Origin of the sequence: Pseudorhodoferax sp. Leaf274, from assembly GCF_001422445.1 — a bacterium.
In the GTDB taxonomy this organism is placed as follows: Bacteria; Pseudomonadota; Gammaproteobacteria; order Burkholderiales; family Burkholderiaceae_C; genus Pseudorhodoferax.
Genome location: NZ_LMNA01000028.1, coordinates 71891 through 96253, shown reverse-complemented (window position 1 = coordinate 96253; position 24363 = coordinate 71891). Strand labels below are relative to the sequence as shown.

Sequence of the window (24363 nt, the reverse complement as noted above, 5' to 3'; positions counted from 1 at the left end):
CGCAGCGCGTAACGCGGAGGTTTTCCAATGAGCGCTTCTTTCGTCCTCATCGTCTCGGCCTGCATCTTCCTGGCCATCGGCGTGCCCGTGGCCTTCGCGCTCGGCCTGGCCACGGCCGCCACGCTGATCCTCGCGGAGAACTATCCGTTGATGGTGCTGCTCAAGGAGACCTTCACGGGCATGGACAGCTTTCCGCTGATGGCCGTGCCCTTCTTCATCCTGGCGGCCGAGCTCATGAGCGGCGGCTCGCTGACCGAGGTGCTGCTGCGCTTCGCCGGCCAGTTCGTGGGCCACAAGCGCGGCGGGCTGGGCTACACCAACGTGGTCTCGCTGACCTTCTTCTCGGGTATCTCGGGTTCGGCGCTGGCCGACGCCGCCGGCCCCGGCTCGATGCTGATCCGCATGATGGACAAGGCCGGCTACGACCGCTCGTACGCCGCCGCGCTGACGGCCGCCACGGCCATCGTCGGACCCATCATCCCGCCGTCGATCACGATGATCATCTACGCGCTGCAGGACGAGAGCGTCTCGGTCGGCGCGCTGTTCGTGGCCGGCATCGTCCCGGGCATCCTGATCGCGGTGGCCATGTGCGTGGTGAACTACCGGGTCTCCAAGCAACGCAACTACAAGGGCGACGGCCAGCTGCCCCCGCTGGCCGAGATCCTGCGCACCACCTGGCGGGCCCTGCCGGCCATCCTGCTGCCGGTGGTGATCCTGGGCGGCATGCGCGCCGGCTGGTTCACACCCACCGAGGCCTCGGTGGTGGCGGTGTTCTACGCGCTGGTCTGCGGCAAGTTCGTCTACCGCACGCTGCAGTGGAAGGCGCTGCCCGACATCCTGTCGCGCTCGGCCCTGCTGTCGGCCTCGGTGCTGATCATCATCGGGCTGTCGGCCTCGTTCGCCTGGGTGCTGACCATCGAGGGCATCCCGCAGCAACTGGCCGAGTGGCTGATCAGCATGAACCTGTCGCCCTGGATGTTCCTGGTCTTCGTGAACATCTTCCTGCTGCTGTTCGGCATCTTCATCGAGCCGCTGCCGGGCGTGATGGTGCTGGTGCCCATCCTGGCGCCGGTGGCGCTCAAGCTGGGCATCGACCCCGTGCACTTCGCCATGGTGGTGATCGTCAACCTCACGCTGGGCATGATCACGCCGCCCGTGGGCGGGCTGCTGTTCGTCACGGCCAACGTGTCCAAGGTGCCCATGGGGCCGCTGGTGCGCGAGCTCGTGCCCTTCCTGTGGGCGCATGGCGCGGTGCTGGTGCTGCTGACCTTCGTGCCGGCGCTGTCGACCTGGCTGCCGCACCTGTGGGGATTCAAGTAGACCCACGGCTATACTCGCCGCCGGTCAGGAGAGAGCCTTTTTCGCAAGGGCCGCCGACGGCGCAGGACACCACCCGAACGCTCAGGCAAAAAGACTGACCCAGGTCATCCGACCTTCCTCACTGGAGAGAGGCCCGCCCCGAGCGGGTCCACCGAAGGGGCAACCCGCGCAAGCGGCGAATCTCTCAGGTAAAGCGGACAGCGAGGCAGCCCGTGGCGTTTCCTTTTGGGGAGCGCCATGCCGTGTTTCTGCCTCCGGGAAGACCGCCATGTCCACCGACACCTTGCTGCACACGCCGCTGCACGCCCTGCACCTCGAACTGGGCGCGCGCATGGTGCCCTTCGCCGGCTACAGCATGCCGGTGCAGTACCCCAAGGGCCTGATGGCCGAACACCTGCAGGTGCGCGCATCCGCCGGCCTGTTCGATGTCTCGCACATGGGCCAGCTGCGCCTGGAAGGGCCCGATGCGGCAGCCGCATTCGAGACGCTGGTACCGGTCGACGTGCTCGGCCTCGGTATCGACAGGCAGCGCTACGGCCTGCTGCTGGCGGACGACGGCGGCATCCTGGACGACCTGATGTTCGTGAACCGCGGCGACCACCTGTTCGTGATCGTCAACGGCGCCTGCAAGGTGGCAGACATCGCGTTCATCCAGGCCCGCATCGGCCAACGCTGCGCGGTGGTGCCCATGCCGGACCACGGCCTGCTCGCGCTGCAAGGCCCCAAGGCGGTGGACGCGCTGGCCCGCGTGGTGCCCGGCGTCGACAGGCTGGTGTTCATGACCGGCGGCGCCTTCGACTGGGACGGCGCCGCGCTGTACATCACGCGCAGCGGCTACACGGGCGAGGACGGCTTCGAGATCTCGGTGCCCGGCGCCAAGGCCGAGGCCCTGGCCCGCGCGCTGCTGGGCCAGCCCGAGGTGCTGCCGATCGGCCTGGGCGCGCGCAACTCGCTGCGGCTGGAAGCCGGCCTGTGCCTGTACGGCAACGACATCGACACCACCACCACGCCGGTGCAAGCCCAGCTGAACTGGGCCATGCAGAAGGTGCGCCGCACCGGCGGCGCGCGCGCGGGCGGCTTCCCGGGCGCCAGCAAGGTGCTGGCGCAGCTGGACGGCAGCGCGCCCGTCGAACGCAAGCGCGTGGGCCTGGTCGCGCTGGAGCGCGTGCCCGTGCGCGAGCACACCACCCTGCAGTCGGCCGACGGCCAGGCCATCGGCGAAGTGACCAGCGGCCTGCTCGCCCCCGGCGTCGACAAACCCATCGCCATGGCCTACGTGCGCACGGAATTTGCTGCGCCTGGCACCAGGGTGCACGCCATCGTGCGCGGCAAGGCCGTGCCCATGGAAGTGGTCGCCCTGCCCTTCATCCCGCCGCGCTACCACCGCGGCTGAACCTTTTCCCAACCCAAGGACAACCCATGATCAAGTACACCGAAGACCACGAATGGCTGAAGGTCGAGGGCGACACCGCCACCGTCGGCATCACCGTGCATGCGCAGGACGCGCTGGGCGATGTGGTGTTCGTCGACCTGCCCGAAGTCGGCAAGACCCTGGCGCACAAGGACGTTGCCGGCGTCGTCGAATCCGTCAAGGCCGCGGCCGACGTCTACATGCCGGTCGACGGCGAGATCACCGAGGTCAACGAAGCCCTGCGCGCCGACCCGGCCCTGGCCAACAGCGATCCTCTGGGCGCCGGCTGGTTCTTCAAGGTCAAGCTCTCGGACGCCAGCCAACTGGACGCCCTGCTCGACGAAACGGCCTACAACGCGTTCGCCGCCAACAGCTGACTGACACCGGATCCTGCGCGCCATGGCCGAGACCACGCCTTCTCTTTCCGAACTCGAGAACCCGTCCGAGTTCATCGCCCGCCACATCGGCATCACGCCGGACGACGAGGCCCGCATGCTGGCCGTGGTCGAAGCCGCCTCGCGCCAGGAACTCGTGGCAGGCATCGTGCCGGCCAGCATCGCGCGGGCCACGCCCATGCAGCTGCCGCCGGCCACCAGTGAAGCCGCCGCGCTGGCCGAGCTGCGCGCCATCGCCGCGCAGAACCGCGTGTTCAAGAGCTACATCGGCCAGGGATACCACGGCACGCTGACGCCGGGCGTGGTGCTGCGCAACATCCTGGAGAACCCCGCCTGGTACACGGCCTACACGCCCTACCAGGCCGAGATCAGCCAGGGCCGCATGGAGGCGCTGGTCAACTTCCAGACCATGGTGACCGACCTCACCGGCATGGACATTGCCAACGCCTCCATGCTGGACGAGGCCACGGCCGCGGCCGAGGCCATGACGCTGGCCCGGCGCAGCGTCAAGAGCAAGAGCAACGTGTTCCTGGTCGCGGACGACTGCCATCCGCAGACCATCGAGGTGGTGCGCACGCGCGCCGAGCCGCTGGGCATCGCCGTCGTGGTCGCGCCGCTGGCCGAACTGCGCACGCAGGCCGGCTTCGGCCTGCTGCTGCAGTACCCGGGCACCGACGGCGCGCTGCCCGAGGTGCAGGGCCTGGCCGACGCGCTGCACGCGCAGGACGCTGCGCTGTGCGTGGCGGCCGACCTGCTGGCGCTCACGCTGCTGGCAGCGCCCGGCAGTTGGGGCGCCGACATCGTGGTCGGCACCACGCAACGCTTCGGCATGCCCATGGGCAACGGCGGCCCGCACGCGGCCTACATGGCCTGCCGCGACGCGTTCAAGCGCTCGTTGCCGGGCCGCCTCGTGGGCGTCAGCGTCGACGTGGAGGGCCGCCCCGCCTACCGCCTCGCGCTGCAGACGCGCGAGCAGCACATCCGGCGCGAGAAGGCCACCTCCAACATCTGCACGGCCCAGGTGCTGCCGGCCGTCGTCGCCAGCATGTACGCGGTCTACCACGGGCCGCAAGGCCTGACACGCATCGCCCAGCGCACGGCACGCCTGGCCGCCATCCTGGCCCGCGGGCTGGAGCAGATGGGCTTCGCGCCCGTGCACGGCGCCGGCTTCGACACGCTGGCCGTGCGCACGGCCGAGCAGACTTCCGCCATCCTCGACCGCGCCCAGCGCGGCCAGGCCAACCTGCGCCAGCTGGCGGCCGACCGCCTGGGCGTGGCGCTGGACGAGACCACCACGCGCGAGGACGTCGTCTCGCTGTGGACCTGGTTCGCCGACGACCCGGCCAAGGTGCCCGCCTTCGCCGCGCTCGAAGCCGGCGCGCCCGACCGCATCCCGGCCGCGCTGCGCCGCAGCACGCCCTTCCTCACGCACCCGGTGTTCAACACCCACCACAGCGAGACCGGCATGCTGCGCTACATCCGCGCGCTGTCGGACAAGGACCTCGCACTGGACCGCAGCATGATCCCGCTGGGCAGCTGCACCATGAAGCTCAACGCCACCAGCGAGATGATCCCCATCACCTGGCCGGGCTTCGCCGAGATCCATCCCTTCGCGCCCGCCGACCAGCTGCAGGGCTATGCCACGCTGAACCGCCAGCTGTGCGACTGGCTGTCCCAGGCCACCGGATACGCCGGCATCAGCCTGCAGCCCAACGCCGGCTCGCAGGGCGAGTACGCGGGCCTCCTGGCCATCCGCGCCTGGCACAAGGCGCGCGGCCAGGGCCAGCGCGACATCTGCCTGATCCCCTCCTCGGCGCACGGCACCAACCCGGCCAGCGCGCAGATGGTGGGCCTCACGGTGGTCGTGACGGCCTGCGACAGCCAGGGCAACGTGGACCTGGCCGACCTGGCCGCCAAGTGCGAGAAGCACGCCGACCGCCTGGCCTGCGTGATGATCACCTACCCCAGCACGCACGGCGTGTTCGAGACCCAGGTCAAGGAGTTGTGCGCGCTGGTGCACCGGCACGGCGGCCGCGTCTACGTGGACGGCGCCAACATGAACGCGCTGGTCGGCGTGGCCGCGCCGGGCGAGTTCGGCGGCGACGTGAGCCACCTGAACCTGCACAAGACCTTCTGCATCCCGCACGGCGGCGGCGGCCCCGGCGTCGGCCCGGTCTGCGTGGTCGAGGACCTCGTGCCCTACCTGCCCGGCCACGACGCCGCGGGCCTGGAACATGCCGGCGTGGGCGCCGTCTCGGCTGCGCCGCTGGGCAATGCGGCCGTGCTGCCGATCAGCTGGATGTACATCCGCATGATGGGCGCCGCCGGCCTCACGCAGGCCACCGAGACCGCGATCCTGTCGGCCAACTACGTCAGCGCGCGGCTGCGCGATCACTTCCCCACGCTGTATGCCTCGGCCAACGGCCACGTGGCGCACGAGTGCATCCTGGATCTGCGCCCCATCACCAAGTCCAGCGGCGTGACGGCCGAGGACGTGGCCAAGCGCCTGATCGACTACGGCTTCCACGCGCCCACGCTGTCCTTCCCGGTGGCCGGCACGCTGATGGTGGAGCCCACCGAGAGCGAGACCCTGTACGAACTGGACCGTTTCATCGATGCGATGATCGCCATCCGCGCCGAGATACGGCAGGTCGAGAACGGAACATGGCCCAGCGACGACAACCCGCTCAAGAACGCTCCCCACACCGCCGCCACGCTGCTGCAGGCCGACTGGCCGCGCCCGTATGCGCGCGAGCTCGGTGCCGTCGCCCGGCCGGGCCAGGCCCTGGCCAAGTACTGGCCGCCGGTGGCCCGCGTGGACAACGTCTACGGCGACCGCAACCTGTTCTGCAGCTGCGTGCCGGTGGACGCCTACGCCTGACGAGGGCGGCGGGCGGCGCGCGATGAACACCCCCGCCCACCCCCTGGCCGGGGCCCCGGCCGAACCCACCATCGAGAGCTACCAGCTGCCCCAGCTGATCCGCGACCTGCGCACCTACCAGGCCGAGCTGGAGAGCCAGAACAAGGTCCTGCGCTACAGCCAGTCCATGGCCGAGGCCGCGTCCGAGCGCTTCGAGACGCTGTTCTCCAGCGTGCCGCTGGCGCTCATGGTGGTCGACGAGCACGACCTCGTGGTGCAGAGCAACTCGATGGCGCAGCGCTCGTTCCAGCCGACGGAGCGCGACCGGCCGCTCAACTTCCTGATGCCCTTCGTGAGCGCCGGCAGCGCCGATGCCGTGCAGGCCGCCTTCGCGCAGGCCCGCACGGAGGGCCATGCCGAGGCCAAGGAGGTCGTGTTCCAGATCGGCGAGGACGGCGCCATCACCGGCGACCTGCACATCGCGCGGCTGGACAACGCGCACGAGCCGGTGGCGCATTTCATCTGCGCCGTGATCGACCAGGGCCCCCTGCTCGCCGAGCGCCGCGCGCTGCTGCAAAGCGGCGCCGAGCTCCAGCAGCGCAACGAGCAGCTGCGCCTGAGCGAGGCGCGGCTGGCCGACATCATCAACTCCTCGCTGGATGCCATCGTCTGCGTCGACCGCGAGCGCCGCATCACGGTGTTCAACCCCACGGCCGCCGCGCTGTTCCAGTGCCCGCCGGCCGACGCGCTGGGCAGCCCGCTGGAGCGCTTCTTCCCGGACGCGGCCGAGGTGCTGGCGATGCACCAGATCTCCACCGAGCTGCCGGCCACCGAGATGCAGGCCCGCACCGCGCTCGGCGCCGCCGTGCCGGTCGAGGTCAGCATGGCCTTCGGCGACACCACCACCGTGTTCGCGCGCGACCTCACCGCGCGCAAGCGCGAGGAGGCGCAGCGCAGCGCGCTGGAGGCGCAGCTGCGCGAGTCGCAGAAGATGCAGGCCGTGGGCACCATGGCCGGCGGCATCGCGCACGACTTCAACAACATCCTGCACGCCATCCTGGGCAACGTGGAACTGGCCAAGGAAGACAGCGCCCTGAACGCCACCGCCCAGGAAAGCCTGCGCGAGATCGAGAAGGCCGGCCGGCGCGCACGCGACCTCGTGCGCCAGATCCTGACCTTCAGCCGCAACGAGGCGCCGCGCCGCGTGCCCATCGACCTGGCCGAAGTCGGCAGCGAGACCGAGCGCCTGCTGCGCGTGACGCTGCCGCCGCAGGTGGAACTGCAGCTGCGCGTGCATCCCGGGGTGCCCGCGGTGCTGGCCGATCCCACGCAGGTCGAGCAGGCCGTGCTGAACCTGTGCACGAACGCCATCCAGGCGATCCAGGCGACGGCCGAGGCGCGCGGCACGGTCTGGATCGAGCTGCAGAGCGAGGCGCCCTCGCCCGCGCGCTGCGCGCGGCTGGGGCTGGCGCCGGGCCACTACGCACGGCTCAGCGTGCGCGACAACGGCCCGGGCATGGACCCGGCCACGCGCGAGCGCATCTTCGAGCCCTTCTTCACCACCAAGGAAGTCGGCCAGGGCACGGGCCTGGGCCTGGCCGTGGTGCACGGCGTGATGCGCAGCAATGGCGGCGCGGTGGATGTTCACAGCGAGCCCGGCCGCGGCAGCCACTTCATGCTGTACTTCCCCGCCACCAGCGAGGCGGCCGAGACCGCCGCCAGCGCGCCGCCCCCGCCGGCCAGCGTGCAGGGTGCCGGCCAGCACGTGATGTACGTGGACGACGACCAGGCCCTCGTGTTCCTGGTCGAGCGCCTGCTGCGCCGGCGCGGCTTTCGCGTCAGCGGGTTCACCGATCCGCATGCCGCGGCCGATGCACTGCGTGCCGAACCCCAGGGCTACGACCTGGTCGTGACCGACTACAACATGCCCGGCTATTGCGGCGTGGACCTGGTGCGCGAGGCGCGTGGCATCCGCGCCGACCTGCCGGTGGCGCTGGCCTCGGGCTACGTCACGGCCGAGATCGAGCGCGAGGCCATGGCCGAGGGCGCGCGCGCGCTGATCCACAAGCCCAACGACGTGCAGGAGCTGTGCGCCACCGTGCAGCGGCTGCTGCAGGAAAGCGCTTGAAGGGATGGAAACGCCCCGTTGGAATGGCGCACTGCGCGTCGCCATTGCATCCCCCCGCAGCGGCGCACCCAGCGGTCCGGTGAAGCCCGTCCCGCGGGCGCACGCGCACGGCCTGCTCCGCGACCTTCGGTCCCGCGGCCTGCGGGCCGGCGTCGTGCTCGGCGGGTGGGCTGCCGCGCGGTAGTCCATCGACATGCAGGTCTTGTACGTCGACGAGGCGCTGCTGGTGCTCGTCAAGCCGGCGGGGATGCTCTGCGTGCCGGGGCGCGGGCCCGACAAGCAGGACTGCCTGGCCGCGCGCGCGCAGGCCCCCTACCCCGACGCGCTGGTCGTGCACCGGCTCGACATGGCCACCTCGGGCCTGGTGCTCATGGGCCGCGGGCCGCAGGCCCAGCGTGCGCTGTCCATGGCCTTCGAGCAGCGCCGCATCGGCAAGCGCTACGAAGCCGTGGTGGACGGCGCGTGGGACCTGCCGCCCGGCCCCGATGGCTGGGGCACCATCGACCTGCCGATCCGCCTGGACTGGCCGCGCCGGCCCTTGTCCATCGTCGACCCCGCGGCCGGCAAGCCCAGCCGCACGCGCTGGCAGCTGCTGGCGTGCGATGGCCAGCGCAGCCGGCTGGCGCTGGAGCCGGTCACGGGCCGCTCGCACCAGCTGAGGCTGCACCTGGCGGCGCAGGGCCACGCCATCCTGGGCGATCCGCTCTACGCCGGCGCAGCGGTGCAGGCGCGTGCGCCACGGCTGCTGCTGCATGCGTGCTGCCTGCAGCTGCAGCACCCGACCGATGGCCGCACCCTGGAGTTCGGCAGTCCGGCGCCGTTTTGATACCCAGACGCGCAGGCGACAGCCGTGCGCGCCGCAGGGCGCCCGCAGGACTATGCTTGCCCGCTCCCCACGACCAGAGACAAGCGATGTCCCGCTGGACCGACGCGCGCCCCGTCCTTCCGATCCTCGTCGGCGCCTCGCTGCTGCTGAGCCTGGCCATGGGGCTGCGCCAGAGCCTGGGCCTGTTCATGCCGCCGCTGACGCGCGACATCGGCATCTCGGTGTCGGACTTCACCATCGCCATCTCGGTGCAGAACCTGGCCTGGGGCTTCTTCCAGCCGTTCGCGGGCGCGCTGGCCGTGCGGATCGGCTACCGGCCGCTGCTGCTGGGCGGTGCGGTGCTGTACCTGCTGGGCCTGGTGCTGCTGGCCATGGCCCAGGGCTTCCTGGGCGTGCTGCTGGGCGCCGGCATCCTGATCGGCGCGGCCATGGCCTGCACCGGCAGCGCGCTGGCCATGGCGGTGGCCGCGCGCGCCGTGCCGCCGCTGCTGCGCAGCAGCGTGCTGGGCATGGTCTCTGCGGCCGGCTCCCTGGGTGCCCTGGTCGCGGCGCCGCTGGGCCAGGCCATCAGCCAGCAATCGGGCTGGCGCATGGGCGTGGTGGCCTTCGCGGTGCTGGCGCTGGCCATGCTGCCGGCCGCCTGGTGGGCCGGCCGGGTCGACCGCCTGCCCGCGCCGGTGCCGCCGGCCGGCGGCGTGCAGCAAGGCGCCGGCAGCGCGCTGCGCATGGCGCTGGCGCACCGGCCCTTCGTCGTGATGGCACTGGCCTACTTCGTCTGCGGCATGCAGCTGGTGTTCCTGACCACCCACCTGCCGGCCTACCTGGACCTGTGCGGCATGGACCCCATGCTCGGCGCGCAGGCGCTGGGCCTGATCGGCGGCTTCAACGTGCTGGGCAGCCTGTTCTTCGGCTGGGCCGGCGGGCGCTGGCCCAAGCAGGTGCTGCTGGGCCTGATCTACGTGCTGCGCTCCTTCGTCGTGGTCTGGTACTTCCACACCCTGCCCACGGTGCAGAGCACGCTGGTGTTCGCCTCGGTCATGGGCTTCCTGTGGCTGGGCGTGGCGCCGCTGGTCTCGGGCTGGATCGCCGACACCTTCGGCCTGCGCTGGCAGGCCATGCTGGCCGGCGTGGCCTTCTGCAGCCACCAGCTCGGCAGCTTCCTGGGCGCCTTCGGCGGCGGCCTGGTCTACGACCTGCTGGGCAACTACCAGCTGGCCTGGCAGGTCGCGGCGGCGATGGGGCTGGCCGCCGGCATCACGCAGATCGTGTTCGCGTTCGGAGCCCGGCCGCCGCCCGGCCAGGCGCCTAGGAATGCAGCCGGCCCAGCGCCGGCAGCCACTGCGTGAGCAGGGGTTCGATCCGGCGCGCCAGCAGCAGGCCCGCCAGGCCGGCGGCAGCCACGCCGAGCATGGCCGCGCCGAGGCGCAGGATGAGCCCGCGTTCGCGCGTGCGCAGCACGAACGACAGGCTGAACGCCATGCTCGTGAACGAGGCCAGCACCGCGCCGGTGCCGGCCACGCCCGGTGCCAGGCTGCCCTGCGCGGCCAGCGTGGCGGCAGCCGCCACCGCGCTGGCGCTGGACATCAGCCCGCCGACCACGCTCACGAAATAAAAGCCTGCATCGCCGAACTGGCGCTGCGTGAGCGCGCCCACCACGTGCAGCAACAGGAACACCACGCCGTACTTGAGCGCCTGCGGCAGCGAGAACGGCAGGTCCAGCGTGATGGCCGGTGCGGGCGCGGGCAGCGCACCGCGGCGCCCGCGCAGGCTGGCCAGCACCAGCACCAGGCAGCACAGCAGCATGAGACCGAACGCGCCCAGCGAGCCCAGCAGCGCCAGCGGCGCCAGGATGGCCAGCAGCGCGGCATTGCGCAGCAGCATGGCCGCGGTGGCCAAAAGGATGCCGCGGAAGGCCGTGCCCTGCAGCGCACCGGCCGACTGGCGCACGCGCGAGGCCATCTCGATCACCGTGAAGTTGCTGTTGACGAGCCCGCCGAGGAAACCCGAGAGTTCGGCTCCGCGCGTGCCGTACATCTTCCAGAGGATGTAGTTCACGAAGCCGATGCCCGCGATCAGGATCACCGTGACCCAGGCCGCGCGCGGCTCCACCAGGCCGAAGGGCCCGATGGCCCCGGTCGGCAGCGCCGGGTAGATCACGATGGCCAGGATGGCCAGCAGCAGCGCCGAGCGCATCTCGCCTTCGGACAGGCCCATCGACAGGCCGGCCAGCCGCTCCTTCCAGGCCAGCAGCGCGGTGGCGATCACCATCACGGCGGCCGGCGAGATGGTGTGGCCCAGCCCGCACAGAATGCCCGACATGCAGGTCACCAGCATCGCGGCCGAGGTGGTCAGCTCCGCGCCCTGGCCCGCGCGCAGCGTCTGCACGTTGAGCACCACGGCCAGCATGCCGGTCAGCGCCAGCGTCAGCAGCGCGAAGGGCGTGCCCATCGAGCCGCCCAGCGCGCCCAGCAGGCAGACGAAGCCGAAGGTGCGCAGCCCGGCCTCCTTGCCGCGGCGCTCGCGTTCCAGGCCGATCAGCAGGCCCAGGGCCAGGCTCAGCGCCAGCCGCACGAGGATCTGCACGTAGGGCCAGCTCTCGGCCGGCAAGGGAGAAGACATGTCGGGCATGGCGCGGGCCAGTGTAAGACGCCGGTTGCAAGACTCATTGCGCGCCGCGGCCGCACGCCCGGCGAAGGCCTCCTGGCCTACAGGGACCCCTGCCGCGCGCTGCTAGCATGGCCCGCAGCTGCCCGCGCCAGTCCGGCGCGTGCCTGTCCCCGGGAGAAGACCCTGAGCGCCGTTCCCCTGCTGCACGCCGACGCACCGCCAGCCGAACCAACGCAGGCCGCCGCCCAGCCGTGCGGCATCGATGCCCTGTGGCCACTGTGCCTGGCGCTCGCGCAGCGCCGCCGCGAAGGCCGGTTGCCGCTGGCCGATGGTGCGGCGCTGCGCTGGTCCGGGGCGGGCGGCTATGCGCTGCGCCCGGGCTGGGACGCCGAGGCCATGCAGCTGTTCGCGCTGCTCAAGCCCCTGCTGGACCGCCAGGGCGCGGGCGCCGACTGGACCATCGCCCAGCTGGGCCAGAGCCTGGACGGCTGCATCGCCACGCACTGCGGTGACGCGTTCTACGTCAACGGCCCCGAGGGCCTGACCCACCTGCACCGCCTGCGCGCGCTGTGCGACGCGGTGGTCGTGGGCGCCAGCACGGCGAGCCTGGACAACCCGCAGCTGACCACGCGCCACGTGGCCGGCCCCAACCCCGTGCGCGTGGTGCTGGACCCGCGGCTGCGCGTGCGCGCCGATGCGCGCGTGTTCCGCGACGGCGCGGCGCCCACGCTGCTGGTCTGCGACGCCGCCCACCGGGCGCAGGCCGAGGCGCGGCTGGGCGCTGAGCAGGTCATCGCGCTCGTGCCCGGCGCCGATGGCCAGCTGCCGCTGCCGGCGCTGCGCCAGGCGCTGGCCGAGCGCGGCCTGCGCACGCTGTTCGTCGAGGGCGGCGGCGTCACGGTGTCGCAGTTCGCGCAGCAGGGCTGCCTGGACCGGCTGCACCTCATCGTCGCGCCCGTGGTCATCGGCGCCGGCCGGCCCGGCCTGCAGGTGCGCCGCGCCGACGCCATGGCCCAGGCGCTGCGGCCACCCACGCGCACGTTCGCCCTGGGCGGCGACGTGCTGTGGGACATGGACCTGCGCGGCTGAACCAGGCCGGCTACAGCGTGCCGACCAGGTCGGCGTGGCCCACGCGCAGCCGCGTGCCGGCCAGCCGGGCCAGGCGGCGCGCGCGCCAGGCCTGCACCGCTTCGGCATCGTGCGGGCCCTGCTCCAGGGCCGCCGTGGCGATGCCGTCGACCAGCGCACGCAGCATGCCGCGGCCGTCCGCACCGCTGGCTCCGGCGATGTGCCAGTCGCTCTGCAGCCGTACCGTGCGGTAGCCGGCCGCGCGCAGCAGCACCTCTGCCCGCGCGGGCGCCGCAGCGCCCAGTGCCGGGCCGAAGCCCTTGTCGCGCTGCTGGTGCGCGGCGAACAGCGCCAGCACCTGCGCGTCGGCCGGATCGGCCGGCGTGAAGTCCACGCCCCCGTCGACGCTCAAGGCCCAGCACACGGCCGCGCCCACTGCGCGGCAGCGCGCCACGAGATCGGCCAGCCAGCCCTCGGACACCAGGTCGAGCAGCGCCGAGGCCGTGACCAGGCCGGCCTGCGGGAACGGCAGGCCCGCCAGCCCCGTGGCCAGGTCGGCCTGCCGGCTGTCCCATTCGACCTGCAGGCCGGCGCCCTGCAGCAACCACTGCGGGCCTTGCGTCTGCACGCGCAGACCTTCGCTGCCAGCCCATGCCTGCACGGCCTGCGGAACGGTGGCGAGCAACGCCGGGTCGTGGTCCACCAGGCACCAGCGCTGCGCGCCGCCGAGGCGAGGCGCCAGCGCGCGCAGGCTGCTGCCGGTGCCGCAGCCCAGGTCCAGCACCTGCAGCAGGCCGGGCGGACGCAGCATGGCCATGGCGGCATCGCCAGCGGCGCGTGCAGCGCGGTCGAAGGGCTCGCGCAAGGCCAGCCAGCCGGGGCTGAAACCGCTCATTGGTGCCCCCATCGGCCTGCGGGCTCTCCACCCGAGGGCGAGCGCGCTCGTCGGGGGCAGCCCGGCACGGCGCTCACGCGCAAGCCTCCAGCACGGCCGCGAAGCGGGCGGCCGACTGTTCCCAGCGCGGCAGTTGCAGGCCCGCCGCGCGCGCGCCCGCGGCCAGCGCCCGGCGCAGCGGCGCGTCGTCGAGCAAGTCCTGCAGCGCGGCCTGCAGCGCGTCCCCGTCGCCGGGCGGCACCAGCACACCGGCCGTGGCCGGCACCGTGTCGGGCACCGCACCGGCGGCGCAACCCAGCACCGGCAATCCATGCGCGAGCGCCTCGGCGAAGGCCATGCCGTAGCCTTCGTACAGCGAGGGCAGCACGAACAGGTCGGCCTGCAGGTACAGCGCCTGCAGCGGCGCGGACGCCAGCTCGCCGTGCCAAGTCACGCGCCCGGCCAGCCCCAGCGCCGGCACCAGGGCCTGCGCCGCGGCGGCCGTGGCCGCATCGCGCGCCAGGCTGCCGACACAGTGCAGGTGCCAGGGCCGGTCGCGCAGGCCCGCCAGCGCCTGCAGCAGCAGCGCATGCGCCTTGCGCGGCGTGACGGTGGCCACGCACAGCAGCGACAGTCCGCCCGATTCGCCCGATCCATCGGGGCTGCCCTGCGCCGGCGGCACCGGCTCGGTGCCCGGCTCGACCACGGCGATGCGCGCCGCCGGCACCGCGTACGGCGCCAGGGCCCGCGCGGTCTCAGGGCTGGTCACGACCACCTGGCGCGCGCAGGCCAGCGCGCGCCGCTCGCTGGCCTGGAGAACGTCCTGCGCGCGCGGCGACAGGCCGCTTTCGAGTGCCAGCGGATGGTGCACCAGCGCCACCCAGCGCAGCCGGGCCGCATGGCGTTCGGCCAGTTCCGGCAGCGCGCCGAAGGCCAAGCCGTCGGCCACCACCAGCATGCCATCGGGCAGGGCGTCCACCAGCGCCTCGGCCTGCGCCAGCGCGGCGGCACCGGGCCGGGGGAAGCCCTCGGCCAGCGCACACCAGTCCACCTGCCAGCCGCCGGCCCGCAGGCCGCCCGCGATGCGCCGGTCGTACAGCGTGCCGCCGGTGCGGGCCTGCGGATCGCCCGGCACCAGGAACACGCAGCGGCGCGGAATGGCCACCACCGTCAGGCCGCGGCCGGCGCCAGCGGGCCTTCGTACTCGGCCCAGGCCACGTGCGATTCGTGCAGGCGTACGCGCAGCGATTCCAGGCCGTGGGCATGCGGCCCCAATTCGCCGGCGAGCGCGCGCGCGGCGATGCGCTCGAACACCACGCGGGCCATGAACTCGGTCGTGGTGTTCTGGCCGGCGAAGGCGCTCTCGTCGTCGAGGTTGCGGAAGTTGAACGCGGCCAGCACCTCGCGCAGCACGGAGGTGGCCAGCGCGATGTCGACCACCATGCCGTCGGCATCGAGCGCGCGGCGCCGGAACGTGGCATCGACCACGTAGGTGGCACCGTGCAGGCGCTGGGCCGGCCCGAAGGCCTCGCCGCGGAAGCTGTGGGCGATCATGAAGTGGTCGCGGACGTTGACGCTGTACATGGGTTCAGGCCGGTTGGAAGACGAGCAGCAGGTTGTTGGCAGGCATGGCGTGGCGCTCGGCCAGCCGCAGGCCGGCGGCCTCGGCCTCGGCCACCACGTCGGCCAGCGCGCGCAGGCCCCAGGCGGGGTCGCGCTGGCGCAGGTCGGCATCGAATGCCAGGTTGCTGGGCACGGTGGGCACATCGGCCTCGGTGTACGGCCCGTAGGTCACGAGCCGGCCATTGGGCGCCAGGCAGCGCGCCGCGCCGCGCATGAGGCCCGCGCAGGCGGCCCAGGGCGCGATGTGCAGCATGTTGACGCACAGCACGAGGTCGAAGCTGGCGGGCTCGAAGGCCGGGCCGTCGTCGGGCCAGCGCGGCGCCGTGGCGTCCAGCAGCACCGGCCCATGCACCTTGGCCGCGCCCTCCTGCGCGCACCAGGCGTCGATGGAGGCGAAGGCTTCGTCCGTGCGGTCGCTGGGCTGCCAGATCCACAGCGGCATGCGCGCCGCGAAGAAGGCCACGTGCTGGCCGGTGCCGCTGGCGACCTCCAGCGCGTTGCCGGCCGGCGGCAGCAGTTGCAGCAGCCGCTGCAGGATGGGTTCGCGGTTGCGTTCGCTGGCCGGGCTGCGCTGGGCCAGGTGCTGCAGGGTGGAGGCGATGGTCATGGTGGGGTGTAGTCGATGCGTTGGCAAAGGGTGTCGGGCGCGCCGCCCGCCAGGCGCTGCAGCACGGCAGGCAGCGCGTCGAAAGGCGCGTGGTCGGTCAGCAGCGCGTCGAGCGCGGGCTCGCGCAGCAGGTCCAGCGCCAGGGCCATGCGCCGGCCATGGCTCCAGCGGCTGCGCTGGGGCGCGGCGACATGGCCGACCTGCGAGCTGCGCAGGCTCAGACGCTGCGCGTGGAAGGCTTCGCCCAGCGGCAGCGTCACGGCACGCTGGCCGTACCAGCTCAGCTCCAGCACCGTCGCCTCGAAACCGGCGAGGCCCAGCGCCGTGACCAGGCCCTGCGGCTGGCCACTGGCATGGACCACGAGGTCGGCCTCGCGCCGTGCCGCCGCAGGCAGCGCGAAGGCCAGGCCCAGCCGCGCGGCCACGGCCGCGCGCGCGGGCTGCACATCGACGAGCTCCACCGCGCAGCCGGGAACACGCGCGGCCAGCCAGGCCACCAGCAGGCCCACCACGCCGCCGCCGACCACGGCGATGCGGTCGCCCAGGCGCGGCGTGGCGTCCCATAGCGCGTTGACGGCCGTCTCCATGTTGGCGGCCAGCACCGCGCGGGCGGGGGGCAGGCCCTCGGGCAGCGCGTGCACGGCCGTGGCGGGCACCTGGTAGCGCGTCTGGTGCGGGTGCAGGCAGAACACCTGGCGGCCCAGCCAGTCGGCCGGGCCGTCCTCGACCACGCCGACGCTGGCGTAGCCGTACTTCACCGGGCCGGGGAACTCGCCTTCCTGGAACGGGGCGCGCATGCGCGCGGCCTCGCTGGCCGGCACCTCGCCGCGGAACACCAGCAGCTCGGTGCCGCGGCTCACGGCGCTGTGCAGCGCGCGCACCTGCAGCATGCCGGCGGCCAGCGCGGGCAGCGCACCCTGGCGCAGCGCGGCGCGGCCGGGCGCTTCGGTCCAGCAGGCGCTGTAACCCTTGGACACTTTCGGGGAATGCGTTGCTGGCATGCTTGCCCGCATCTTATCGAGGCACTCCATGACCACGGCCCATGCCCTTGCTGCACCACGCGATGCACCGCGCGATCGCGCGGCGCTGCGGCGCGACACGGCGCTCGCCCTGGCCGGCGCCACGCTGGCGCTGTTGGCGGCGGCCGTGGCCGCGTGCTTGCTGGCCGGCTTCGGTGCGTGGTACGCCCCCAAGGCACTGGCGCTGTTCGGGCTGGGCGCGGCCTGCGTCTGGCAGGGCCTGCATGCGCATGCGCCACACCGGCGCTTCGGCGCGGCCAACGCGATCACGCTGGCGCGGCTGGCGCTGGCCGCCCTGCTGGCCGCGGCACTGGGCGAGCCGCTGGCCAGCCAGCCCGGCCTGGCCTGGGCGGCCGTGCTGCTGGCCACGCTGACGGCCGTCCTCGACGCCGTGGACGGCCCGCTGGCGCGCGCCCGGGGCCAGGCCAGCGCCTTCGGTGCGCGCTTCGACATGGAGACCGACGCGCTGCTGATCCTCGTGCTCTGCGCCTTGGTGCTGCAGTTCGGCAAGGCCGGCGCCTGGGTGCTGGCCGCAGGCGGCATGCGCTATGCCTTCGTGCTGGCCGCGCGCGCCTGGCCCTGGCTGGACGCGCCCTTGCCCCCGAGCTGGCGCCGCAAGACGGTCTGCGTGGTGCAGATCGTGGCGCTCATCGTGTGCCTGGGACCCATCGTGCCGCCGCTGGCGTCCGGCGCGCTGGCCGCGGCCAGCCTGGCGCTGCTGGCCTGGTCCTTCGCCGTCGACATCGCCTGGCTCGCGCGCCGGCACGCCACCGGAGTCCACCCATGAAATCCGCTCCCGCCCGCCTGCGCCGCCTGCTGTGCACCGGCCTGCTCTGCGCCGCCGCGCTGCCCGCCTTCGCGCAGGGCGCGCGCTACGAGATCGACCCCGACCACCTGACATTGGCCTTCCTGGTCGAGCACATCGGCTACGCCAAGGTGCTGGGCCAGTTCCGCAAGGCCAGCGGCAGCTACAGCTTCGACGAGGCCAGCGGCCAGTTGGGCGCAGTGCGCATCGAGGTCGAGACCGACAGCGCGACCACGCAGCACAACGGCCGCGACCGGCATGTGCGCGGCTCCGATTTCCTCAATGCCTCCAGCTTCCCGCGCATGGTCTTCACCGCTGCCGGCGGCAAGCGCGTGGCCGAACGCCAGTACGAGATCGTCGGCGAGCTGGAGCTGCTGGGCCGCAGGCAGCCGCTCACGCTGACCGCCACGTGGAACAAGAGCGCGCCCTCGCCGATCACCAAGCTGCACACCATGGGCGTGTCGGCGCGCGGCAGCGTCAAGCGCAGTGCCTTCGGCATGGACTACGGCGTGGCCAATGGCTGGGTCGGCGACGAGGTGCAGCTGCTCATCGAGTTCGAGGCCATCCGCAAGTGAGCTGGGGCCTGCCGCTGCTGCGGCTGACCGTGCCCTTGCTGCTGCTCAATGCGCTGCTGACGCTGGTCAATCCCGGGCCCACACCCTGGCCGCAGCTGGCCGCGCGCATCGCACCCGAGCTGTGCATGGCGGTGCTGCTGGCCGCGGCCTGGACCGGTTGGCACGGCCGCCTGCCGGCCCGCCTGGCGCATGCCCTGGCCGCCGCATCCACCGTGCTCGTGGTGGTGCGCCTGGCCGAGGTCACCTCGGCCGCGCTGTACGGCCGCACGCTGCACATCTACTGGGACGGCCGCCACCTGGGCCAGGTGCTGGCGGACCAGGGCGTCGCGCGCTGGCAGGTGGCAGCCGGCGCCTGCCTGCTCGTGCTGGCCTGCGCGCTGCTGTACCGCCTGGCGCTGGCCGGTTGGCGCGCACTGGGCCAGGCGCTCGCGGTGGGGCCGCTGCGCCACGCGGCGCTGGGCGCCAGCGCCCTGCTGCTGGCGCTGTTCAGCGCGCACGGTGTGCAGGGCCTGGACCGGCACCGCTGGTTCGCCGGCACCGTCACGCCCGTGCTGGCACGCCAGCTGGCGCTGACGGCGCTGCTGCTGCCACGCGATGCCGCGGCCGACCGGCTGACGGCCAGCCCGGCCTTCGACACCGGCCTCGACGGCCTGCACGGCGCCGACGTGCTGCTGCTGTTCTCCGAGTCCTATGGCGTCAGCACGCTGGACCTGCCCGCGCAGGATGCCGCGCTCGCCGCCCCGCGCGCCGCGCTGGCCCGGGCCCTCGATGGCAGCGGCCGCTGGGCCGTGTCGGCGCGCGTGCGCTCGCCCACCTTCGCGGGCGGCTCGTGGCTGGCCCACGGCGCATTGCTGGCCGGCGTGGACACGCGCGACCCGCTGGACTACGAACTGCTGCTGAGCAGCCAGCGCCGCACGCTGGTGCAGCACTTCGGTGCCCACGGCTGGCGCACGGTGGGCTGGATGCCGGGCCTGCAGCGCGACTGGCCCGAGGGCCGCTTCTTCGGCTTCGACCGCATCGCCGACGCGCGCGACATCGGCCGCGCCGGCATGCCCTTTGGCAACGCCCGCCTGCCCGACCAGGCCGCCATGGCGCAGCTGCATGCGCAGGAGTTCGCCAGCCCGGCGCCGCGCGCACCGCGCTTCGTGGTGTTCCCCACGCTCGACAGCCACGCCCCGTTCCGGCCACTGGCGCCCTTCGTCGCCGACTGGCAGCGGCTGGCCGGCCCGCAGCCCTACACCGTCCAGGAACGCGCGCAGGCGCTCGACGAGCCGGTGTCCCTGCGCGCGCCGGTGCCGGCCTACGTGCAGTCCATCGCCGGCACCTGGGCCTGGCTGGGCGACTACCTGCAGCGGCTGGCACCACCGGGCCTGGTGACCATCGTGCTCGGCGACCACCAGGCCTTCGCCGGCGTCAGCGGCGCCCAGGCGCCCTGGGACGTGCCCGTGCACGTGATGGGGCACGACCGCGCACTGCGCCAGCACCTGCTGGACGCGGGCTTCGTCGAAGGCCTGGCGCCGCGCGGCCCGGCGCTGGGCGGCATGCACGAGCTCACGCCCGTGCTGCTGCGCGCGTTCGCCGGCACGGCACTGGCCTTACCATCGCCCGCCCCCACCCTCCCCGCCACCACACCATGCTCGCCCGCCTGCAGGCCCAGTCCAAACACCTCGCCCGCCCCTTCCTGACCGGGCTGCTGGCCATCCTGCCCCTGGCCGCCACGCTCACGCTGCTGGGCTGGTTCTGGCAGCTGCTGGCGGCCTGGTTCGGCCCGTCCAGCCTGTTCGGCTCGGTGCTGGTGGCGATCGGCTTTTCCGTCACGCGCTCGGAGTCCATCGGCTACGTGCTGGGCCTGCTGCTGCTGTGCGTGGCCATCTACGCGCTCGGGCTGCTGGTGCAGGCCGGCCTGCAGCGTGGCCTGCAGCGCATCGTCGACCGGCTCGTGACGCGCATCCCGCTGGTGCGCAACATCTACGACCTGGTCAAGCGCATGGTCGACCTGTTCTCGCGCCGGGGCGGCGAGGGCCTGGGCTCGATGAGCCCGGTGTGGCTGCATTTCGGCGGCCGGCCGGCCGAGGGCGCCGCGGGCAGCGACGCGCAGAAGGTGGCCGTGCTGGCCTTGCTGTGCACGCCCGAGCCCGTGGTCATGGACGGCGGCCGGCGCTACCTCGGCGTGCTGGTCCCCACCGCGCCGGTGCCCGTCGGCGGCGGCCTGCTGTATGTGCCCGAGGACTGGGTGAGCCGGGCCGACATCGGCATCGAGGGCCTGACCAGCATCTACGTCTCGATGGGCCTCACGACCAACCAGTACATGGGTGCGCGGCCGGCGGCCAACCCGCCAGGCACCGCGCCCGTGAAGCCCGCCTGATCCGGCGCAGGGCGCCCGCCACACCCTGTGACCGCAGGGGCTTGTACCGACTGGCTAGACTGTGCAATCTTGGCGGCCGGCGCGGCGACGTGGCGCCGCGCTCCACCACCACAGCTGCGCCATGTGCCTTTCGCAAGTTGGGCGGCGCTGGAGGACACCCCGCTCCATGCACCTGGACTACAGCCCCGACGCCTTCGACGTCACGATCTCCGAGTTGCTGGTCGCCACCAGCGACGTCGCCGACCCCGAACTGCCGGCCGCCGTGTCGGAGGTGCTGCGACTGCTGCGCCAGCGCCTGGGCATGGACGTGGCCTTCGTCTCGCAGATCGCCGGCGGACGCCGGACCTTCAAGGCCGTCGATTGCGCGCCGGAGTTCAGCCCGATCCAGGTCGGCATGTCGGATCCCATCGAGGAGAGCTGGTGCCAGCGCGTGGTCGAAGGCCGCCTGCCCGAGTGCATGGACGACGCAGCGCCCTTCGTCGCGTCGGGGCTGGCGCCCGATCCGGGCATGCCGATCGGCACCCACCTGAGCACGCCCGTCTGCCTGGCGGACGGCACGGTCTACGGCACGCTGTGCTGCTTCAGCCGCGGCGTGCAGGCGGACGCGGACATCAGCCGTCTGCGGTACACGGCGAGCCTGCTGGCGGCCCGGCTGGCACCGGGCAAGGGCTGAGAAGCCGGGATCAGCCCACCACCAGGCGCGGGGCTTCACTCGCCTGGCCGATGCTGCCGACGACCGCGGCCTGGTCGAAACCGTGGCGGCGAAAGACGGCCATGACCTCGTCCAGCGCGGAGGGCGCGCACGACACGAGCAGGCCGCCGCTGGTCTGCGGATCGGTCAGCAACGCCTGGTCCTCGGCGGCGAAGGACGCGGGCAAGGCCACGTCGCCGCCGTATCCCGCCCAGTTGCGGCCCGAGGCCCCCGTGACGAAGCCCTGCGACGCCAGCGCGCGGACGCCGGCCATCAACGGCACGGCCGCCCAGTCCAGCCGGACATCGCAGCCCGCGCCACGGGCCATCTCCAGCGCATGCCCGCCCAGGCCGAAACCGGTCACGTCCGTCAGCGCATGGACGCCGGGCAGCGCCGCCAGGTCGGGGCCGGGCGTGTTCAGCTGCGTGGTCGTCGCGATCATCTGCGCATAGCTGGCCTCGCCCAGCAGCCCTTTCTTGAGCGCGGCGGACATCACGCCGACGCCAACCGGCTTGCCCAGCACCAGCACATCGCCGGGCCGGGCATCGGCGTTGCGCTTGACGTGGCGCGGATGCACCAGCCCCAGCGCCACCAGCCCGTAGATCGCCTCGACCGAGTCGATGGTGTGGCCACCCGCGACCGGGATGCCGATGTCGCGGCAGACCGATACACCGCCTTCGAGGATGCGGCCGATCGTCTGCGTGGACAGCACGGCGATCGGCATGGCCACCAGTGCCAGGGCCATGATCGGCCGCCCCCCCATGGCATACACGTCGCTGATCGCGTTGGTGGCAGCGATGCGCCCGAAGTGGTGCGGGTCGTCGACGATGGGCATGAAGAAATCGGTCGTGGCGACCAGGGCCTGCTCGCCGTTGAGCTGGTAGACCGCGGCGTCGTCGGCGGTCTCGATGCCGACCAGCAGCTCCTTCGGGATCGGCATCGAGGAGGTTCCCTTGAGGATCTCCGACAGCATGCCCGGCGCGATCTTGCAGCCGCAGCCGCCTCCGTGGGACAGCGAGGTCAGGCGGGGTTCTGCGGTCTGGTCGGGTGCGTTCATGGCGTGTGTCCAGGGTGCGGGGCGTCGGCAGGGCGGCATCGGCAACGCCCCGATTTTCCCAGAGGCCCGCGCGCCGCCGTGCATGGCGCACCGACAATGCGCACCATGACCGAGAACCCTCCATCGACGGGTCCGCAGGCACCGCAGCCGCGCGGCGCTGGTGCAACGGCCAGCCGCAAGGTGCCCGCATGAAGGCGCCCACCCGCGTGCAGGACAGGCACGGCTTCGACACGCTGATCGATGCGCGCACCCCGGCCGAGTTCGCCATCGACCACATCCCCGGCGCGGTGAACTATCCCGTGCTCGACAACGAGGAACGCCGGATCGTGGGCACCTTGTACAAGCAGGTCGGCGCCTTCGAGGCCCGGCGCGTCGGCGGTGCCATGGTGGCCGCCAACCTGGCGCGCCACCTGCAGGGCCCGCTCGCCGACCGCCCCGCGCACTGGAAGCCGCTCGTCTACTGCTGGCGCGGCGGGCTGCGCAGCGGTTCCATGACCTCCTGGCTGCGCCTGGTGGGCTGGGACGCACAGCAACTGGCCGGCGGCTACAAGGGATGGCGGCGCCACGTCATCGACACCATCGCGCAGCAGGCGCCGCACCTGGCGCTGGTGGTGGTGTGCGGCGCCACCGGCACCGCCAAGACCCGGCTGCTGCACGCGCTGGCCGCGCAGGGGCAGCAGACACTGGACCTGGAAGGCCTGGCCCGGCACAAGGGCTCGCTGCTGGGCGCACTGCCCGACCAGCCGCAACCCTCGCAGACGGCCTTCGAGACCGCCATCGCCACCGTCCTGGAAGGGCTGGACCCCCGACGCCCGCTGTACGTCGAGGGCGAGGGCCGCCGCATCGGCCGCCTGACCGTGCCGCTCGCCCTGGTCGAGCGCATGCGCGACAGCCCCTGCATCGAGCTGAACGCGTCGACCGCGGCGCGCGTCGAATTCCTGCTGCGCGACTATGCCTACCTGGGCGAGCGGCCGCAGTGGCTGGCGGACCGGCTCGATCCACTCAAGCCGCTGCACGGCAACGAGACCACGTCCGCCTGGCAGGCCATGGCCCTGGCGCGCCAGCTGCCGCAGCTGTTCGACGAGCTGGTGACGCGGCACTACGACCCCTGGTACGCGCGCTCCAACCGCTCGTACTTCCGTGCCTGGGGGCAGCGCCGGGTCGTCGAGGCCGATGACCTCTCGCCCCAAGGCATCGAGGCGTTGGCGCAGCGCGTTGCCGCGCTGGACCTGCACGCCGGCAGCCGGCCGCCTGCCGCACGGGCCGATGCCGGTGCCGATGCGCCGCGCGGCCACGGCGCGGGCTGAACGCGCTCCGGCAGCGCCCCACACCGGGCGCGCAGAAGGCGTCCTGCCGCCGCTAGCGCAGCAGCTCGCGCAGCACCATGTGCGCGCCCAGCACCAGCAGCCCGGCCAGGAAACAGCGCCGGAACACCGCCGGCGACAGCCGCCGCCGCAGCCCGGCCCCGAGCGCCATGCCCGCCAGCGCCGGCACCAGCATGCCCAGCGACAGGCCCCAGGCCATCTCCGCGCTCCCGTCGCCCAGGCGCAGGCCGATGGCCAGCGCCAGCGTGGACACCGTGAACGAGATGCCCATGGCCTGGATCAGTTCGTCGCTGCTCCAGCGCAGCGCCTGCAGGTAGGGCACGGCCGGCAGCACGAACACGCCCGTGGCGGCGGTCACCAGGCCGGTGATGCCGCCGACCAGCGGGCCCAGCACCGGCTCCGCCCCGGGCGCCACCGCCAGCCGCAGGCCCGCCAGGCTCCACAGCGCATAGGCCACCAGCGCCAGTCCCAGCGCCACCGGCGCCCAGGCCCCGGCCAGCGCGCCGAAGCACCAGGCCCCGCCCACCGTGCCGGCCACCACGCCCAGCTGCATGGGCCACAGGCGCCGCAGCATGGGCAGCAGGCGGCCCCAGGGCTGCATCTGCCACAGGTTGGTGGCGAGCGAGGGCACGATCAGCAGTGCGGCGGCCTCGGCCGGCGCCATCCACAGCGCCAGCAGTCCCAGCGCCACGGTCGGCAGCCCCATGCCGACCACGCCCTTCACCAGGCCGGCCAGCAGGAACACACCGGCCACCAGCGCGGGCAGCACGAAGGGCGATTGGGCGAGGCTTTGCGACAGGGCCATGG

22 protein-coding genes and 2 riboswitches are annotated in these 24363 nt (G+C 72.9%); of the genes, 14 read left to right on the top strand and 8 right to left on the bottom strand.

Annotation, left to right across the window (positions count from 1 at the left end; genetic code table 11):
• The first annotated feature begins 27 nt into the window (after nucleotides 1-27).
• The 7 genes from ASF44_RS24315 to ASF44_RS24285 all read left to right on the top strand — a co-directional run bounded on the left by ASF44_RS24315 (nucleotide 28) and on the right by ASF44_RS24285 (nucleotide 10286).
• On the top strand, nucleotides 28-1320 hold the full coding sequence (locus tag ASF44_RS24315; protein ID WP_056901843.1) for a TRAP transporter large permease: 1293 nt from the start codon (nucleotides 28-30) through the stop codon (nucleotides 1318-1320).
• Nucleotides 1321-1335: 15 nt separating this feature from the next.
• Nucleotides 1336-1427: riboswitch (glycine riboswitch) on the top strand.
• 4 nt (nucleotides 1428-1431) lie between these two features.
• A riboswitch (glycine riboswitch) is annotated at nucleotides 1432-1531 on the top strand.
• 57 nt (nucleotides 1532-1588) lie between these two features.
• On the top strand, nucleotides 1589-2713 hold the full coding sequence (gcvT, locus tag ASF44_RS24310; protein WP_056901842.1) for a glycine cleavage system aminomethyltransferase GcvT: 1125 nt from the start codon (nucleotides 1589-1591) through the stop codon (nucleotides 2711-2713).
• A 26-nt stretch (nucleotides 2714-2739) separates the two neighbouring features.
• Nucleotides 2740-3108 carry a glycine cleavage system protein GcvH gene (gene gcvH / locus ASF44_RS24305; protein ID WP_056901841.1) on the top strand — a complete coding sequence of 123 codons (369 nt, stop codon included), beginning with the start codon at nucleotides 2740-2742 and terminating at the stop codon, nucleotides 3106-3108.
• A gap of 22 nt (nucleotides 3109-3130) precedes the next feature.
• Complete coding sequence (gcvP, locus tag ASF44_RS24300; protein ID WP_056901840.1) at nucleotides 3131-6007, top strand: aminomethyl-transferring glycine dehydrogenase; 2877 nt, start codon at nucleotides 3131-3133, stop codon at nucleotides 6005-6007.
• A gap of 22 nt (nucleotides 6008-6029) precedes the next feature.
• Nucleotides 6030-8114, top strand: coding sequence for an ATP-binding protein (locus ASF44_RS24295; protein ID WP_082525015.1), 2085 nt, complete (start codon nucleotides 6030-6032; stop codon nucleotides 8112-8114).
• 193 nt (nucleotides 8115-8307) lie between these two features.
• The gene (locus ASF44_RS24290) at nucleotides 8308-8940 is read left to right on the top strand and encodes an RluA family pseudouridine synthase (protein WP_056901839.1); all 633 of its coding nucleotides are present in this window, start codon (nucleotides 8308-8310) and stop codon (nucleotides 8938-8940) included.
• A gap of 86 nt (nucleotides 8941-9026) precedes the next feature.
• Nucleotides 9027-10286 (top strand): MFS transporter, encoded by a 1260-nt coding sequence (locus ASF44_RS24285; RefSeq protein ID WP_056901838.1) that lies wholly within the window; start codon nucleotides 9027-9029, stop codon nucleotides 10284-10286.
• Here the strand turns inward: ASF44_RS24285 and ASF44_RS24280 are convergent.
• Complete coding sequence (locus ASF44_RS24280) at nucleotides 10246-11559, bottom strand: DUF4010 domain-containing protein (protein ID WP_235579337.1); 1314 nt, start codon at nucleotides 11557-11559, stop codon at nucleotides 10246-10248. The genes ASF44_RS24285 and ASF44_RS24280 overlap by 41 nt on opposite strands.
• 303 nt (nucleotides 11560-11862) lie before the next feature.
• Here ASF44_RS24280 and ASF44_RS24275 point away from each other — a divergent pair, with 303 nt between their 5' ends.
• Nucleotides 11863-12636 carry a RibD family protein gene (locus tag ASF44_RS24275; protein WP_200930653.1) on the top strand — a complete coding sequence of 258 codons (774 nt, stop codon included), beginning with the start codon at nucleotides 11863-11865 and terminating at the stop codon, nucleotides 12634-12636.
• A gap of 10 nt (nucleotides 12637-12646) precedes the next feature.
• Here the strand turns inward: ASF44_RS24275 and ASF44_RS24270 are convergent, their stop codons facing one another.
• The 5 genes from ASF44_RS24270 to ASF44_RS24250 form a co-directional block, all read right to left on the bottom strand.
• Nucleotides 12647-13510: a class I SAM-dependent methyltransferase gene (locus tag ASF44_RS24270; protein ID WP_056901836.1), complete on the bottom strand. Its 864-nt coding sequence runs from the start codon at nucleotides 13508-13510 to the stop codon at nucleotides 12647-12649.
• A 73-nt stretch (nucleotides 13511-13583) separates the two neighbouring features.
• The gene (locus tag ASF44_RS24265; RefSeq protein ID WP_056902034.1) at nucleotides 13584-14654 is read right to left on the bottom strand and encodes a glycosyltransferase family 4 protein; all 1071 of its coding nucleotides are present in this window, start codon (nucleotides 14652-14654) and stop codon (nucleotides 13584-13586) included.
• A gap of 5 nt (nucleotides 14655-14659) precedes the next feature.
• The gene (locus tag ASF44_RS24260) at nucleotides 14660-15073 is read right to left on the bottom strand and encodes a 6-carboxytetrahydropterin synthase (RefSeq protein WP_056901835.1); all 414 of its coding nucleotides are present in this window, start codon (nucleotides 15071-15073) and stop codon (nucleotides 14660-14662) included.
• A gap of 4 nt (nucleotides 15074-15077) precedes the next feature.
• Nucleotides 15078-15719, bottom strand: coding sequence for a DUF938 domain-containing protein (locus ASF44_RS24255; RefSeq protein WP_056901834.1), 642 nt, complete (start codon nucleotides 15717-15719; stop codon nucleotides 15078-15080).
• The gene (locus ASF44_RS24250; RefSeq protein WP_235579336.1) at nucleotides 15716-16696 is read right to left on the bottom strand and encodes a zinc-binding alcohol dehydrogenase; all 981 of its coding nucleotides are present in this window, start codon (nucleotides 16694-16696) and stop codon (nucleotides 15716-15718) included. Before ASF44_RS24250 ends, ASF44_RS24255 begins: the two co-directional genes overlap by 4 nt.
• A 52-nt stretch (nucleotides 16697-16748) precedes the next feature.
• Here ASF44_RS24250 and ASF44_RS24245 point away from each other — a divergent pair, with 52 nt between their 5' ends.
• The 5 genes from ASF44_RS24245 to ASF44_RS24225 all read left to right on the top strand — a co-directional run bounded on the left by ASF44_RS24245 (nucleotide 16749) and on the right by ASF44_RS24225 (nucleotide 21156).
• Entirely contained in the window at nucleotides 16749-17525 is a 777-nt protein-coding gene (locus ASF44_RS24245; protein WP_082525014.1) for a CDP-alcohol phosphatidyltransferase family protein, read from the top strand.
• Complete coding sequence (locus ASF44_RS24240; protein WP_056901832.1) at nucleotides 17522-18118, top strand: YceI family protein; 597 nt, start codon at nucleotides 17522-17524, stop codon at nucleotides 18116-18118. The genes ASF44_RS24245 and ASF44_RS24240 overlap by 4 nt, the downstream gene beginning before the upstream one ends.
• Nucleotides 18115-19803 (top strand): hypothetical protein, encoded by a 1689-nt coding sequence (locus tag ASF44_RS24235; protein WP_056901831.1) that lies wholly within the window; start codon nucleotides 18115-18117, stop codon nucleotides 19801-19803. Before ASF44_RS24240 ends, ASF44_RS24235 begins: the two co-directional genes overlap by 4 nt.
• Entirely contained in the window at nucleotides 19752-20483 is a 732-nt protein-coding gene (locus ASF44_RS24230; protein WP_056901830.1) for a DUF502 domain-containing protein, read from the top strand. The genes ASF44_RS24235 and ASF44_RS24230 overlap by 52 nt, the downstream gene beginning before the upstream one ends.
• 166 nt (nucleotides 20484-20649) lie before the next feature.
• On the top strand, nucleotides 20650-21156 hold the full coding sequence (locus ASF44_RS24225; protein ID WP_056901829.1) for a GAF domain-containing protein: 507 nt from the start codon (nucleotides 20650-20652) through the stop codon (nucleotides 21154-21156).
• Nucleotides 21157-21166: 10 nt separating this feature from the next.
• On the opposite strand, the gene selD is transcribed toward ASF44_RS24225, so the two are convergent.
• A complete protein-coding gene (gene selD / locus ASF44_RS24220) occupies nucleotides 21167-22231 on the bottom strand; it encodes a selenide, water dikinase SelD (protein WP_056901828.1) in 1065 nt (354 codons plus the stop codon).
• A 188-nt stretch (nucleotides 22232-22419) separates the two neighbouring features.
• On the opposite strand from selD, the gene mnmH reads away from it, so the two are divergent.
• Nucleotides 22420-23538 carry a tRNA 2-selenouridine(34) synthase MnmH gene (mnmH, locus tag ASF44_RS24215; RefSeq protein WP_056901827.1) on the top strand — a complete coding sequence of 373 codons (1119 nt, stop codon included), beginning with the start codon at nucleotides 22420-22422 and terminating at the stop codon, nucleotides 23536-23538.
• Nucleotides 23539-23590: 52 nt separating this feature from the next.
• Here the strand turns inward: mnmH and ASF44_RS24210 are convergent, their stop codons facing one another.
• Nucleotides 23591-24361, bottom strand: a complete 771-nt coding sequence (locus ASF44_RS24210) for a sulfite exporter TauE/SafE family protein (RefSeq protein WP_156374659.1) — start codon at nucleotides 24359-24361, stop codon at nucleotides 23591-23593.
• Nucleotides 24362-24363: the final 2 nt, after the last annotated feature.